Source organism: Nocardia sp. XZ_19_369 (assembly GCF_015355715.1).
Classification (GTDB): Bacteria; Actinomycetota; Actinomycetes; order Mycobacteriales; family Mycobacteriaceae; genus Nocardia.
On the sequence record NZ_JACVED010000002.1, the window covers coordinates 1,155,493 to 1,169,757 of the forward strand.

11 protein-coding genes are annotated in these 14,265 nt (G+C 68.2%); 4 read left to right on the top strand and 7 right to left on the bottom strand.

What is annotated here, in order from left to right; all coding sequences use genetic code 11:
• Positions 1 to 19: 19 nt before the first annotated feature.
• From IBX18_RS11270 to IBX18_RS11280, 3 genes are read right to left on the bottom strand one after another with little or no spacing between them, the layout of a single operon-like run.
• Positions 20 to 1,654, bottom strand: a complete 1,635-nt coding sequence (locus IBX18_RS11270; RefSeq protein WP_194833614.1) for an ABC transporter permease — start codon at positions 1,652 to 1,654, stop codon at positions 20 to 22.
• Positions 1,651 to 2,583: an ABC transporter ATP-binding protein gene (locus tag IBX18_RS11275; protein ID WP_194833615.1), complete on the bottom strand. Its 933-nt coding sequence runs from the start codon at positions 2,581 to 2,583 to the stop codon at positions 1,651 to 1,653. The genes IBX18_RS11270 and IBX18_RS11275 overlap by 4 nt, the downstream gene beginning before the upstream one ends.
• Positions 2,583 to 3,236, bottom strand: a complete 654-nt coding sequence (locus IBX18_RS11280; RefSeq protein WP_194833616.1) for a TetR/AcrR family transcriptional regulator — start codon at positions 3,234 to 3,236, stop codon at positions 2,583 to 2,585. Before IBX18_RS11280 ends, IBX18_RS11275 begins: the two co-directional genes overlap by 1 nt.
• Before the next feature lie 106 nt (positions 3,237 to 3,342).
• Here IBX18_RS11280 and IBX18_RS11285 point away from each other — a divergent pair, with 106 nt between their 5' ends.
• Entirely contained in the window at positions 3,343 to 5,274 is a 1,932-nt protein-coding gene (locus IBX18_RS11285; protein ID WP_194833617.1) for an acyl-CoA dehydrogenase, read from the top strand.
• A 24-nt stretch (positions 5,275 to 5,298) separates the two neighbouring features.
• On the opposite strand, the gene IBX18_RS11290 is transcribed toward IBX18_RS11285, so the two are convergent.
• The 3 genes from IBX18_RS11290 to IBX18_RS11300 all read right to left on the bottom strand — a co-directional run bounded on the left by IBX18_RS11290 (position 5,299) and on the right by IBX18_RS11300 (position 8,672).
• Positions 5,299 to 5,661, bottom strand: coding sequence for a hypothetical protein (locus tag IBX18_RS11290; protein WP_194833618.1), 363 nt, complete (start codon positions 5,659 to 5,661; stop codon positions 5,299 to 5,301).
• 117 nt (positions 5,662 to 5,778) lie between these two features.
• Entirely contained in the window at positions 5,779 to 7,134 is a 1,356-nt protein-coding gene (locus tag IBX18_RS11295; RefSeq protein WP_194833619.1) for an MFS transporter, read from the bottom strand.
• Positions 7,135 to 7,220: 86 nt separating this feature from the next.
• Positions 7,221 to 8,672, bottom strand: a complete 1,452-nt coding sequence (locus IBX18_RS11300) for an ABC transporter substrate-binding protein (RefSeq protein ID WP_306796228.1) — start codon at positions 8,670 to 8,672, stop codon at positions 7,221 to 7,223.
• Between the two features lie 261 nt (positions 8,673 to 8,933).
• Between IBX18_RS11300 and IBX18_RS11305 the strand changes: the two genes are divergently transcribed.
• The 3 genes from IBX18_RS11305 (at position 8,934) to IBX18_RS11315 (ending at position 12,725) form a co-directional block, all read left to right on the top strand.
• Positions 8,934 to 10,283 carry an LVIVD repeat-containing protein gene (locus tag IBX18_RS11305; RefSeq protein ID WP_194833621.1) on the top strand — a complete coding sequence of 450 codons (1,350 nt, stop codon included), beginning with the start codon at positions 8,934 to 8,936 and terminating at the stop codon, positions 10,281 to 10,283.
• Positions 10,284 to 10,509: 226 nt separating this feature from the next.
• Positions 10,510 to 11,949: a threonine/serine exporter ThrE family protein gene (locus tag IBX18_RS11310; RefSeq protein ID WP_228540857.1), complete on the top strand. Its 1,440-nt coding sequence runs from the start codon at positions 10,510 to 10,512 to the stop codon at positions 11,947 to 11,949.
• A gap of 119 nt (positions 11,950 to 12,068) precedes the next feature.
• Positions 12,069 to 12,725, top strand: a complete 657-nt coding sequence (locus IBX18_RS11315) for a heme oxygenase (biliverdin-producing) (protein WP_194833623.1) — start codon at positions 12,069 to 12,071, stop codon at positions 12,723 to 12,725.
• Here IBX18_RS11315 and IBX18_RS11320 read toward each other — a convergent pair.
• Positions 12,719 to 14,230, bottom strand: coding sequence for a sugar transferase (locus IBX18_RS11320; RefSeq protein ID WP_194833624.1), 1,512 nt, complete (start codon positions 14,228 to 14,230; stop codon positions 12,719 to 12,721). The two genes, IBX18_RS11315 and IBX18_RS11320, sit on opposite strands and share 7 nt — an antisense overlap.
• Positions 14,231 to 14,265: the final 35 nt, after the last annotated feature.

Consider the following 14,265-nt stretch of genomic DNA (forward strand, 5'->3'; position numbering starts at 1 on the left):
CGGGCCGGGCGACACGGCGTCAGCGCAGATCGCGCCTGCGGAAAGCGACGATGCCGACCGCGAGCAACACTGCGGCGATGCCGAGCAGCCAGAGCACCGGGGCGGCCTGGAACTCCGCACCGGGCAGCTTCGGCGGATGAACGAACGGCACGAGATCGACCAGCCACTGCGGCAGCCCGTCCAGCGAGCCGATGAAGAAGATCACGATCAGCACGCTCAGCACACCCCAGGCAATCGGAGTGAAGCGCGGAGCGATTCCGTAGATCGCCACCGTGATCCCCGTGAACACCCACACCGCGGGTACCTGGACGGCCGCGGCACCCACCGCGTCGGTCAGCTTGCCCGCCATATCGCCGTCGGTCGCGCCGTAGACCACGCCGATCGCCAGCGCGGCCACCAGCAACAGCAGCGCGGGGCCCAGTAGCGCGAACCCGATGTGGCTCAGCGCGTATCGTTCCCGGCTCACCGCTCCGGCCAGGGTGGATTCGGCCCGCTGACTGGATTCCTCGTCGTGCAGCCGCAGCACGGCCGAGACGGAATAGGCGGCGGCGCCCGCGGCGAGCAGGGTGAGCGCGAGGGTGATGAACGAGTTCTGCAGCATGTCCGACCCGCCCATCCGGGTCACCAAATCCTGCACGGTCGAGTTGTCGTTGACCATGTTGCCGACGCTGCGCACCGCCCCGCCCATCAGCAGCCCGTACAGCAGGAACCCGATCGTCCAGGCCAGCAGCGAGCCCCGTTGCAACCGCCAGGCCAGTCCGGCCGGACCGGACAGCGCGGGCGCCGCCGCCGGTGGGCCCGGTCGCTCGGCGAGCAGGCCCGACCCGGTATCGCGCCGGCTCAGCAGCACATAGGCGGCCGCAATCGTGACCGCGGCCAGCACCAGCAGCGGAATCAGGATCCACCAGCGCTCCTGCGCGAAGGCCCGCATCTGGATGCACCAGCCGACCGGCGAGAACCAGGACAGCACACCGTTACCCGCGTCGCCGATGGCCCGCAGCGCGAAGGCCGCGGCGAGCGCGCCGAGCGCCACACCGCGGGCGATCCGCGCGCCGGTGCTCACCTGCGCGGCCACCGCCGCCACACCGGCCCAGGCCAGGCCGGAGCAGGCCAGCGTCATCGAGAACGCCGCCGACCCGGTGAGCGGCAGGTCGTTGCTGTACAGCATTGCGGTGGACAGGATTCCGACGACCACACAGCCGAACGTGGTCATCAGCAGCACCGCGGTGAGTCCGGCGAAACGGCCGATGCTGGTGGCGCCGACGAGTTCGGCCCGGCCGGTCTCCTCCTCGACCCGGGTGTGCCGGATGACGGTGAGGATGGTCGCGATTCCGATCATCGCGAAGTACGGGCCCGCCTTCCACAGCGCCATCGAGCCGATGTCGGTGCTGAACACCGGCCCGTACATGGCGACGAGCGCGGGGCTGTCGGTGATGGTCTTCGCGTAGTTATCGAGATCGGCTTGCGTGCCGTAGACGCTCTTGGTGCTCGCGACATAGAAGGCGGGCAGCAGCCCGAACGCGATCACCCACAGCGGCAACACGATTCGGTCGCGCCGCAGGAACAGGCGCAGCAGTTGGCCGGTCCCCGCCAGGTCGGCCGAGCCGCGCACGGCCGGGGCGGCGTAGTGCCTCCCAGCGGTTGCCGTTGTCATGCGCCCACCTTCTCCCCGCTCTTCGCCGCGTGCGCCGAGGCGTCGCCGTCGACGTGGTAATGCCGCATGAACAGCTCTTCCAGCGTCGGGGGTGCGCTGGTCAGGCTGCGCACGCCGGCGTCGCCGAGCACCCGGATCAGCTCGCCGAGGTGCTCACCGTCCACCTGGCAGCGCAGCGTCGAGCCGTCCCGCTCGATGTCCTCGACGCCGTCGATGCGGCTGAGATCGCCTGGGTCGCCCAGCAATTCGGCGGTGATCGACGTACGGGAGAGGTGCCGCAGCTCCTGCAGCGAGCCGCTCTCCACGGTGCGTCCGGCGCGAATGATGGTCACCCGGTCGCAGAGCGCCTCCACCTCGGACAGGATGTGGCTGGACAGCAGTACGGTGGTGCCGCGTTGCTTGGCCTCGTCGACGCATTCGCGAAACACCTGTTCCATCAACGGATCCAGGCCCGAGGTCGGTTCGTCGAGCAGCAGCAGTCGCACATCGGACGCGAGCGCGGAGATCAGCGCGACCTTCTGCCGGTTGCCCTTGGAGTAGGTGCGCGCCTTCTTGCGCGGGTCCAGATCGAACCGCTGGATCAGTTCTTCGCGGCGTTCGGCGTTGATACCGCCGCGCATGCGGGCGAGCAGGTCGATCGTCTCGCCGCCGGACAGCGACGGCCACAGCGTGACATCGCCTGGCACATAGGCGAGTTCGTGGTGCAGCGCGACCGCGTCGGCCCACGGGTCACGCCCAAGCAGTTCGGCGCGGCCGGAGGTGGCGCGCAGAATGCCGAGCAGGACGCGGATGGTGGTGGACTTACCGGCGCCGTTGGGGCCAAGGAAGCCGTGGATCTCGCCCTCGCTGACCGTGAGGTCGAGGCCGTCCAGTGCGGCGACATGACCGAAAGTCTTACGGAGATTGTTGATTTGGATGACTTCGGACATCAATGCTCCTCGATGAAAGTGTCCAATAGCGTGGGGTCGGTCAGGATGCCCTGGGTGTAGAACTCCAGGGCGGGGGGTGTGAGCTCCTCGGTCAGCTCACGAATCGCCTTGCGGAAGTCGAGCTTTTCGCCGGGCTGCTGGTGCATCTGCACCCACAGCAGGGTCGCGCCGACGTTGAGTGTCATCAGATATCTGGCCCGCGCCGCCGGGTCGCGGCTCGGTTTGAGCGCACCCGAATCGACGCCTTGCTGGATGTAGATCTCGGCATCGGCGACCATGTGCTCGAACAGCGACTGAGCCATCGGCCCACCCGCCTGCAGGCTGCGCACCATGTAGGCGACCAGTGGTCCGTACACCTCGATCTCGGCCAGCGCGGACAGCATGCCCTTCGCCACACTCTGCGCGGTGATCGCCTTGATCTTCTCGTCGCGAATCAGCTGGAGCACCCGCTCGTCACAGGCGGCGCGCAGGCCGTCCTTGGAGCCGAAGTGATGGTTCACCAGGCCGGGCGAGACGCCTGCCGCCTGGGCGATCACGCGCACGCCGACCTGGAAGCCCTGGTCGCCGAAGACCTCGATCGCGGCATCACGGATTCGGGCCGCCGTGGTCAGATCCGCGGCGGGTCCTTGCGGTAGGGGCTGTTGGTTAAACACATGTTCAATATATTAAACACTCGTTCAATCCGCCACAAGGGCCCTGCCCGGAATGTCGTGTCAACAGTCACGGTTTGCCCGGCGCGGCGCGGGCTAATGTCGAGTTATGACTACCGGCACCGCAACGACGGCGGATCACCTACGCGCAGCACTGGACGGACCGTGGGGCGAGATCCGGGAGCAGGCCCGTATCCAGCTCGCGGACGACAAGTTCGCCGGAGACCCCTACCTCGACTACAAGGCCGCTCGGGCGCGGGTGCTCGAGCAGATGCGCGTCATCGCCACCATGGGCTACGCCGAGCGCGGTTTCCGCCGGGAGAACGGTGGCACCAGCGAGCCGGGCGCCGCGGTCACGGGGCTGGAGATGCTGGCCTACACGGATCTGTCGCTGTGGGTCAAAGCGGGCGTGCAGTGGGGGCTGTTCGGCGGGGCGGTGGAGAACCTCGGCACCGAGCGGCACCGCGAGTACATCAAGCGGCTGATCTCGCTCGATCTGCTCGGCTGTTTCGCGATGACCGAGTCCGGGCACGGCAGCGACGTGGCCCACCTGGAGACCACCGCGACCTACGATCCGGACACCGAGGAGTTCGTGATCCACTCGCCGACGCCCTCGGCGCGCAAGGATTACATCGGCGGTGCCGCCGAACACGCAAGAATGGCAGCTGTTTTCGCGCAGTTGATCACCCAGGGCGAGGGTCGCGGCGTGCACTGCCTGCTGGTGCCGATCCGCAACGAGAACGGCGCCGGTCTGCCGGGCGTGACCACCATCGACGATGGACTCAAGGGCGGCCTGCCGGGTGTCGACAACGGACGCATCGTGTTCGACCACGTGCGCATTCCGCGGGAGAACCTGCTCAACCGATACGCAGACGTCGAGCCGGACGGCACCTACACCTCCGAGATCGAGAATCCGAGCCGTCGCTTCTTCACCACCCTGGGCACGCTGGTGCGCGGGCGGGTCAGCGTCGGCGGTGCGGCCGCGGCAGGGACTCGGGTCGCGCTGAGCATCGCGCTGCGTTACGCGTTGAAGCGCAGGCAGTTCTCCGACCCGGACAGCGGGCAGGAGACGGTGCTGCTGGACTACCGCAGCCACCAACGGCGATTGCTGCCACTGGTCGCCAAGACCTACGCGTTGGCGTTCGCGCAGAACGACCTGGTGCGCCGCATGCATCTCGTGCAGACCGGTCAGGATCTCAACCCGAGCTCGCAGCGGGCGCTGGAGAAGCGGGCCGCCGGTTTGAAGGTCGCACAGACCCGGCACGCCACCCGCGCCATCCAGGAGTGCCGCGAAGCTTGCGGCGGCGCAGGCTATTTGACCGAGAATCGCCTCGTCGGGCTGAAGGCGGACACCGACGTGTTCACCACCTTCGAGGGCGACAATGTGGTGCTCACCCAGCTGGTGGCCAAGGAACTGCTCACCGCGTACTCCGACGAGGTGCGTGATCTCGACGCGCTGGGCTGGGTGAAGTTCGCCGCCACCATGGCCGGTGACGAAGTGCGCAAGGTGACCGGTGTGCGTCAGCTGATCCAGCGCCTGCGCGACGGTTCCAACGACTCCATCGATGACGGCGATCTCGCCCGGCGCGCGGTGCAGCTCCAGCTGTTCGCCGACCGCGAGGAATATCTGGTGCGCACCGCGGGTCACCGCCTGCGCGCCAGGGCCAAGGACACCACGCCGTTCGAAGCCTTCAACAACGCCCAGGATCACATCCTCGCTGCGGGCACCGCCCATATCGATCGGCTGGTTTTGGAGGCCTTCATCGAGGGCATCGAGGACATTCAAGACCCGGACGCGCGCGCCCTCGCGGAGACGATCTGCGATCTCTTCGTCTACTCGACGCTGGAAGAGAACCAGGCGTGGTACATCATGCACCGGTTCATGTCCGTCGAGCGGGCCAAGGCGGTGCGCCGGGGCGTCAACGAGCTCGTCGACCGGCTCCGGCCGGAAGCGCTCACCCTCGTCGAGGGCATGGGCGTGCCGGAATCCATGTTGCACGCCGCGATGCTGGACGACGCGAGCGTGTTCGAGCGAGGCTAGAACACCTCGACTACCCGCGCGCGATCACGCACTCTTCTCGCGCGGGTAGTCGATGATCTCGTTGCCACCGAAGGTCCGGCAGACTTCGAACAGCGTCGGCAACTCGTCGATCGCATCCTTGATCACGGCTTCGTTCGACAGCAACGTCTTCACGTCCGACACCGTCTGACTCGAGCCGTTCAGCAGACTGCCGATGGTGTCGCCGACCAGCCGGGTGCCCTGGATGGTGCGCCAGGTCAGTGGATATTCCATCAATGTGTACTGCTGGACGAGCCTGCTCTCCTCGTCCGTGAGCTGCAGTCGGCAGGTGAGATTGAACTGCATGCCCTTGTGGCCGCCGAGCATCCCCTTGACGGCCGTTTGACTGCGCTTCACCACCAGTCGCATAACGCACTCCTCGCGTGCTGTGTCGAGACGGCACTCATCGTCCGGTGCCTTCCAGAAGAGTGTTGCACCAAGGACTTACGCCGTCTGTCCGCCGAACACCCGACATCGGCCGACCTTTCAGGAGGTGGAGGTCGAACGGCGCGAACCGGTCGGTGCAGCGGCCTCCCCCGCGATGTCGCGCAGATCGCGCCCGCGGGTCTCGCCGGCCCAGAGGAACGCGCTCGCGGTACAGGCCAGCGTCGCGCACAGCAGCAGGGTGATGGGCACGGTCGACGGAAAGCGGTGCAGCAGTGCCACACCGATGAGCGGAATCAGCGAACCACCGACGATCGTCGCGAGTTGGTAGCCCAATGACGCTCCGGTGTAACGCACTTCGCTCGGGAACAGCTCGGCGAAGAACGGCGCCTGCGCGCCCGTCAGCAGGCCGTGCAGCGTCAGTCCGACGGTGATGACCACGGTGATCCGGACCGCGCTTCCGCTGTCCACCATGGGCAACGCGCTCAGCGCCCACGCCGCGACCAGCACGGCGAGCAGCACGCTGGTCACCCGTCGCCCGAACCGGTCGCCGAGCGCCCCACCCAGCACGATCGCGGTCGCCTGAAAGACCGAGGCGATGGTAATCGCGGTCAACGCAGTGGATTTCGGCACATGCACCACCTGGGTCAGATAGGCGAGCAAGAAGATGCTGAAGGTGTAATACGTCGCCTTCTCGCCGACGTCGGCCAGCGCCGCCATCAGCACCTGCTTGCGATAACGACCCAGCACGATCCGCAGCGGCGCGTGCCCCTGCCACGTAGCTCCGTGCCGCTGTGCCGCCACGAAGATCGGCGATTCCTCTACCGCGTGCCGCAGCCAAAGCCCTACCGCGACAAGCACTATCGACAGCAGGAACGGTATCCGCCAGCCCCACGCCTCGAATTCCGCGTTGGAGACACCGAGTCCGAGTAGGGCGAGCACCCCGGTGGCCAGCAAATTCCCCAACGGCCCGCCGGTCTGCGGCCAGCTGCTCCAGAAACCCCGGTGCGCCGCCGACCCGTGCTCGGCCACCAGCAGCACCGCGCCGCCCCATTCCCCACCGAGCGCCAGCCCCTGCACCAGCCGCAACAACACCAGCAGAATCGGCGCCGCAATCCCGATGGTCGCGTACGACGGAATGAGCCCGATGGCCACCGTCGCCGCACCCATCAGCATCAGCGTGATGGACAGGGTGCGCCGCCGCCCGACCCGGTCGCCGAGGTGCCCGAACAGCACCCCACCGAGCGGCCGCGCGAGAAACCCCACCGCATAGGTCCCCATCGCCAGCAGAACCCCGACCAACGGATCACCGGCCGGAAAGAACACCTTGTTGAAGACCAGCGCCGCCGCCAGCCCGTAGAGGAAGAAGTCGTAGAACTCGATCGTCGTGCCCGCCACGCTGGCCGCGACCACCCGCGCGAATCGCGCCCCGGAAGTCGCCGCCGGTTCACTCGTCATCCCAGCCCCTCGCTCGTGCCGAATCACCTTGTACGACTATGACTTAGCACTGATCGCCGAGTCCGGTATTTCGACACGGCAACCGCTCATAGCGAGATCGAGGCGAGCTCGATGCCGCGCAACGGTGTGGCGATGACCTGATGTACCCGCGGCGTCCAGACCGCGTGGCCGTGGCCGGACCACAGTGGGGCCAGCGGGAGGTCGCGCAGCAGGTGGTTCTCGACGAGGCGGTAGCGCTGGCCGCTTTCCGCTGCGGTGGCCGCGGCATCGGCGGCTGCCAGGAGCTGGGCGAAACCTTCGTCGGGGAGGCCTGTGGTTTTCGCCAGGGCGGTGAGGAGTTCATGGGGGCTGGCGGTGCTCGGTGCATAGGTCAGCAGGAAGGGCGCGTCGGACGGTTGGGGGGCCTGGTCGCCGCGTGGTCGGGCGGTCACCTCCAACGCGAGGGCGGTACGCAGCTGCTCGGCGAGCGGCTGTGCCCATTGCTCTTGCGCGGCACCGAAATACAGCGTGACCGGGCCGGTGAAGGCGACCTGGCCGAGCAGCGACTTCGCCGCGGCCTGGTCGTGCGTGCACGGCCGGCAGGTGGCGGAACGTTCGCCGGGCGCGATGCCGGGTGGCAGTAGCGCGGCGGCCGGGTCGACCTGGTTCGCGAGCGGGCCCGCCGCCAAGGCCGCGCGGTCCAGCGCCATCGCGAACGCATGGCGCGCGGCGGCGTCCTCGAAACGCTTGTCGGACATGGGGAAGGCCAGATAGCTGACTTCCGGCAGCGGCCACATCGCGTGCCGGTCGGCGAAATCCTGGTGCATGGCCTCGTGCCGCGCGCCGGGCACCTCGGTGGCCAGGTCGAGCGAGCCCGCCCGCACCTGGGCGTACTGCGCGACGGAATCACCCACCCTGAGCTGGATCTCGCGCACGTTGCCCGCGGCCTCCCCGACCCGCAGGAGTCGACCGCCCGAGTTCGGCTGCCATGGCCCGGCCAGCCGGAACGGCCCGTTACCGACCGGGTTGACCGCGAAGCCCGCCCAATCCCGGGAGGCCAGCACCGACGCGGGCAATGGCAGCAACGCCGGAGCGGCCAGTACGGCGGGCACCTGACCGAACGGCCGGTCGAGCACGATCCGCAAAGTGTGCTCGTCCGGCGCGCTGATCTCCTTGGCGCGCAACACTTCGGTGAGCGCGACCGAGCCGGTCCACCGCTCGGCGGCCACGGTGCGCCAGGTGTCCACGTAAGACTTCGCGGTGACCGGCGTCCCGTCGTGGAACTGGTTTCCGTTGCGTAGCTTGACCTCCCAAGTCATCTGGTCCGTGCTGGAGACCGCCTCCGCGGCCCGCAGGGTGGTCGTCCCGGTCGCCGCGTCGTAGTCGACCAGTGGTGTCCACAGCGCGCCGACGATCATCCGGCCCGTCTGGTCCCGCAGATCGGCGGGCAGCAGGCCGGCCGGTTCGCGGACACCGACCGTGAGCACGCCCGGCTCCGGCCGCTCCGACGACGCCGCGCAGCCGGTGACGCCGAGCAGCAGGACGACGAACGCGGCCACAAGGCGCACGGCACTTGCAGACCACCGGCTATTGCGAGCAGCGACCCGGTTCGGGCATGGATCACCTGGCATATCAACATCATTCACCGAGCAGCGCGCGAATCACACCGCCGAACCGGGCATCACGCCGCCTACCACGTGAAAGTTGCTCCCCAGTTCGCGATCTGGCGATATGGGTATCGCGTGCGGCCCCGGCGGCACTTACAGTGAGGCATCTCGGCGACCAGGAATCCCCTGGTCACGCCTCGCTGGGAGGTAGTTGTGCGCCGCTTGTTCTTCCGGTCGTCCCTGCTGTTGATCGCCGTGACGGCGACCCTCACCGCCACCGCACTGCCCGCCGTGGCCTGCGGGGAGGAGGACGGCCCACCGGCCGTGGCTCCGTCGGCGACGAATGCGCCCGCTGCGGAAAAGAATGTCAAAGCCGTCGGCAGCGTGCCGGACGCACAGGGCGCGATCTCGCTGCAATTCCTCCAGTACGGCGCCAGGGACGTCATGGTGGTGGCCGGCGAGTTCGGGGTCAAGACCTACGACCTCACCGCCAACCCGGCGGCCCCGAAGCTCATCGGGCAGCTCAATATGCCGGGCATGTGGGAGACCGAGGACACCGAGGTCGACCCGGTCCGCAAACGAGTCTTCCTCGCCAGGGACCCGCGCGCCTTCGGCGGCAACGTCCGCACCGGCGAGTCCGGCATCTACGTGGTCGACCTCGCCGATCCGGCGAAACCATCCGTGATGAGCTACGTCAAGGTGCCTGCGGGCCACACCACCACCTGCATCAACGACTGCCAATACCTGTGGACCGGCGGCCCGGCCAAGGCCGACAGCATGCCCGCCGAGTGGGGCGGTCGCCCGATCTGGGTCACCGACATCAGGAACCCCCGCAAGCCCAAGGTCTTCCCCAACCCGATCGAACTGGCGCGCAACGACGGCAAGACCGACTACGTGCACGACGTCCAGGTCGACCAGACCGGTGTCGCCTGGGCGTCGGGCCGCGGCGGCGTGCGCGGGTACTGGACCGAGGGCATGCACAAGGACCCGGTGACCGGCAAGCTCCGGATGGCCGCGCCGAACGACCCGGTCCCCTACGCCGGCGGCGGCATCAAGGAGACGGCCGCGCCGTCCAAGTTCATGCACAACAGCTACCGCCCGATCGGCAACCGCGCGAAGGACGGCGGCGGCACCGGCCCCTGGGGCAACGGAAACCTGATCTACGCCACCGAAGAGAGCTTCGTCGACGGCTGCGCCGGTGACGGCGTGCTGGTGATCGCGTCCCTCGAAGGGTCCTACAACGGCGAAGGCTGGCGCTCGACCCCGCAGAAACCGTACCGCCTCAACACCATCGGCACCTGGAGCGTCGCCGGCCAGGAAGGCAGCAACCCCGCCTCCGCCGACTGCTCCGCCCACTACTTCGACGTCCAGGACAAGGTCCTCGTTCAATCCTTCTACGCTCAGGGCACCCGCTTCTTGGACGTCAGCGACCCCACCAACCCCAAACAAATCGCCTACTACCGCCCCGGCGACGCAGCCGCCTGGGCCCCCTACTGGCACCGCGGCTACGCCTACGTGGCCGACAACAACCGAGGCGTAGACATCCTCCAACTCACCCGCTGACCGATCAGGTACCACGCGGCGGCGCCTGCCGGGCGCCAGGCGGCGGATGATCATCGGGGGCGCTCGACACGCGGTCGGCGGGCCGTTGTGCCAGCCCGGATGCGAAGGTCGCCGGGAGGTGACTACGTTCGCGTGCATGGATTCAGACACGCTGCCGGGAGGCGACAGCACGGAGACGCGGGTCGATCATCTCGGTCGGCGGCGGCTGTTCCGGCGCGGGCGGCGGATGCCGGTGGTGAGTCAGGCGGTCGGGAAGCTGGTCGCCGATCGGCCGGCTACCGCGGACACGATCGTGGCGGCGCCTTCTCCGCTGCAACCGATCGACCTCACCGACGACGCGCGGGTGGCGGAGGTGCTGGATCTTGCGGTGCGCGTCGGCGAGGTGGTGCTGGCTTCGGGGACGGGCGTGATCGATACGACCACCCAGGTCCGCTTCATCGCCGCCACCTACGGGCTGGCGCGCTGCGATGTGGACGTCACCTACGACTCCATCAGGATCTGGGCCGATCGCGGCCCGCGGCTGCCGCCGGCCAGTTCCATGCGGATCGTGACCTACCGGTCGCTGGACTTCACCAGGCTGGCCGCGGTCGACCGGTTGACCCGCCGCATCCGCAACGAGGTGGTCGCGCCGGAGGACGCGCGCGCCGCGCTCGACACGATCACCACGGCGCCGCACCCCTACCACCGCTGGACGGCCACCTTCGGCTGGTCGCTGCTGGCCGCGGCGATCGCCGCGCTGCTCGGTGGCGGAATCGTCGTCGCGGCAGTCAGTTTCGTCACCACGCTGGCCATCGACCGGTCCAACCGCGTGCTCAACCGCTACGGCCTGCCGTTCTTCTTCCAGCACATGGTGGGCGGTGCGATCGCCGCCACCCCTGCCGTCGTGCTCGCCACCTTGGCGGAGCCGCTCGGCATCCAGGTGGATCCGGCGCTGATCATCGCGGCCGGAATCACCGTGCTGCTCAGTGGATTACAACTGGTCGGCGCGGTGCAGGACGGGATAACCGGGGCGCCGATCACCTCGACGGCCCGCATGCTCGAGGTGATGATGATGACCGGCGGCATCATCGCGGGCATCGCGCTCACGCTGCGGGTCGGCTGGCTCTTCGGCGCCACGGTGCCGCCGATCCTGACCACACCGGCGGGCGGCATCATCGATCTGCCGGTGCAGATCGTGGCCGGTGCGGTCGCCTCGCTCGCCTTCGCGCTCGCCTGCTACGCCGAGAAGCGCGCGCTCACCGCCGCGGCGGGCAGTGGCGCCGCGGGCACCATCTGCTATCTAGTGGTTCAGGAGATCGGGTTCGGCCCGGTGCTGTCCTCGGGTGTCGCCGCGACCGTGATCGGCATGGCCGGTGGTCTGATGGCGCGCCGCTCGCTGACGCCCCCGCTGGTCGTCGCCATCGCAGGCATCACCCCGCTGCTGCCCGGTCTCAAGCTCTACCGTGGACTGTATGCGGTGCTCAACGACGAGCTGGTGCTCGGCGCGAATCAGCTGCTGCTCGCCTTCGGCGTCGGCTGCGCGCTGGCCGCGGGCGTCACCCTCGGCGAATGGTTCGACCGTACCGTTCGGCGGCCGCGCATTCTGCGGCGCTTCGGCTCGCTGCGCCGCCCGATCGTGCGCCGGATCCGGCCGCGCGGGCGCCGCAGGCCGCCGCCGATCCAATAGACCCATTGAGTGAGGCAGGTACGTGCGCCACGCACGTGAACCCGGTATGGTCATATGAGTTAGTTAGGGTAGCCATACTAGAAGGCGATCCGCAGGTGCGCGAGTGAGGTGGTTCGGATATGTCAGAGGCAACGCCGTTCTCGAAACAGATCCGTAGCGCGACCGAGCAGCAGCACGCGGAGGCCGAGAACTCGCGGTTCATGAGCGACATGCTCGGCGGGGCGCTCGGGGTCGACTCGTATCACCGCTACACCGGCCAACTCTGGTTCATCTACCGCGCGCTGGAGAGTCGCTGGGACACGCTGCGCGAGGACCCGATCGCCGGTCCGTTCATCCGGCCCGAACTGGCCCGCACCGCCGAGCTCGAACGCGACCTCGCCCACCTGATCGGCCCGGACTGGCGCGCCGGACTCGAGCCGCTGCCCGCCACCGCGGCCTACGCCGCGCGCATCGACGAGTGCGCCCGGGACTGGCCCGCCGGCTACATCGCGCACCACTACACCCGCTACCTCGGCGACCTCTCCGGCGGACAGGTCATCCGCGGTACCGCCGAGAAGCTGTGGAACCTGCCGCATCGCGGCGACGGCGTCCGCTTCTACGTCTTCGACGGTGTCGGCAACCCGGCCGCGTTCAAGCGCGAATACCGCAGCCTGCTCGACCAGTTGCCGCTCGACGATCTCGAGCGCCGCCGCGTCCTCGACGAGGGGCAGCTCGCGTTCGCGATGAACACCGCGCTGTTCCAGGAACTCGCGCAGGAGTTTCCGGCAGCTCAGTAGGCTCCCGCGCCCCGGGTCACCGCGCCGATCGTCCTGGCGATGAGTAGCAGGTCCAGCACCATGGACCAGTTCTCCACGTACGAAAGGTCCAGCCGCACCGAGTCTTCCAGTGAGAGGTCGGACCGGCCACTGACTTGCCACAGCCCGGTGACCCCCGGCTTGACCAGCAGCCTGCGCCGCATCTCGCCGTCGTAGCTGTCCACCTCACGCTGCACCTGCGGACGCGGCCCGACCACGCTCATCTCACCGCGCAGCACGTTGAAGAACTGCGGCAGCTCGTCCAGGCTGAACTTGCGAATGATCTTGCCTATCGGCGTGATCCGCGGATCGTCCTTCATCTTGAAGAAGACCGGGTTGCCACCGTGTCGCGCGATGAGCGCGTCCACGCCCGCCTCCGCCTCGACGTACATGCTGCGGAACTTGATCATCTGGAAGGGCTTGCCGCCCCGCCCGATTCGCTCGGACAGATAGAGCACCGGGCCGGGACTGGTCAGTTTCACCGCCAGCGCGATAGCCAGCATGGTCGGCGCGATCACCACCAGCACCGCGGCCGCGAAGCACATGTCGAACACCGCCTTGCCGGTCGACTTGGCGCGGTCGTATTGCGGTTTCGCGATGTGCAGCATCGGCACACCCGCGACGAAACGATTCGTCAGCCGAGTACCTGCGATATCGACGACGCCCGGCGCGACGATCAACTCGACGCCGAGCGGGTCGAGTTCCCAGGCCATCCGCCGCAATTCGACCGGGCCGAGGTGGTCGGTCGCGGTGACCGCCACGGTGTCGGCACCACTGCGGCGCACCGCGTCGAGCACCGTGCGGTCGCTGCCGACCACGGAGAACGTGTGCCCCGAGGGTTCCCGGATGTACTCGGTGATCTCGTTGAGCCCGTTCGGAATACACACACCGACCACCCGGTAACCCGAGGCCGGGTCGCGGGCGAAGGCATTGGCCATCGCCTGCGCCGCCTCCGCGCAGCCGACGACGAGCACCGAGGTCCGATACTCCCCCTGGGCGCGCTGCTGTCGCGCGTGGATCCGCCACAGCAATCTGTTGAGCATCAGCCCGAACAGACCGAGCGGTAGTGCAATCGCCAAATAGCCACGAGCGAACTCGATCTGGAACACCAGCGACAAGATCGCGAGCACGCCGAACAGTCGCAGCGTCGCGGCGACCAAGCGCCGGTACTCCTCGCTGCCGCTGCCCACCACCTGGGGCGACCGGGTGTTGCCCACCGCGAGGAAGCCGGCCCAGCTCAGCGCGAGCACGCCGGAGACGACCGTGTACCCCACTTCGTAGGGCAGATGCCAGGCCAGCGGCGGCGCGGCGGGCCCGCCGAACCGGATGATCTGCGCCAGCGCCACCGCGACCACGATCACGGCGAAATCTGTTGCGCCTATTCGTTTTACGTATTCGGCCTGCCATCGTTCACGCTCGGAGCGCGGCATGCTGTGCGGCGATCGACGATAGTCCAGATCGTCGTCGTCGGTGAGCTCGAAGCTCATGGAAACGCACCTCCCCCTGGGAGAGAAGAAAACTA

Excerpts from the sequence above, each read along its gene's own strand:
- IBX18_RS11270 (WP_194833614.1), bottom strand. The coding sequence starts at position 1,654 with ATGACAACGGCAACCGCTGGGAGGCACTACGCCGCCCCGGCCGTGCGC.
- IBX18_RS11275 (WP_194833615.1), bottom strand. The coding sequence starts at position 2,583 with ATGTCCGAAGTCATCCAAATCAACAATCTCCGTAAGACTTTCGGTCAT.
- IBX18_RS11285 (WP_194833617.1), top strand. The coding sequence starts at position 3,343 with ATGACTACCGGCACCGCAACGACGGCGGATCACCTACGCGCAGCACTG.
- IBX18_RS11290 (WP_194833618.1), bottom strand. The coding sequence starts at position 5,661 with ATGCGACTGGTGGTGAAGCGCAGTCAAACGGCCGTCAAGGGGATGCTC.
- IBX18_RS11295 (WP_194833619.1), bottom strand. The coding sequence starts at position 7,134 with ATGACGAGTGAACCGGCGGCGACTTCCGGGGCGCGATTCGCGCGGGTG.
- IBX18_RS11310 (WP_228540857.1), top strand. The coding sequence starts at position 10,510 with ATGCCGGTGGTGAGTCAGGCGGTCGGGAAGCTGGTCGCCGATCGGCCG.
- IBX18_RS11315 (WP_194833623.1), top strand. The coding sequence starts at position 12,069 with ATGTCAGAGGCAACGCCGTTCTCGAAACAGATCCGTAGCGCGACCGAG.
- IBX18_RS11320 (WP_194833624.1), bottom strand. The coding sequence starts at position 14,230 with ATGAGCTTCGAGCTCACCGACGACGACGATCTGGACTATCGTCGATCG.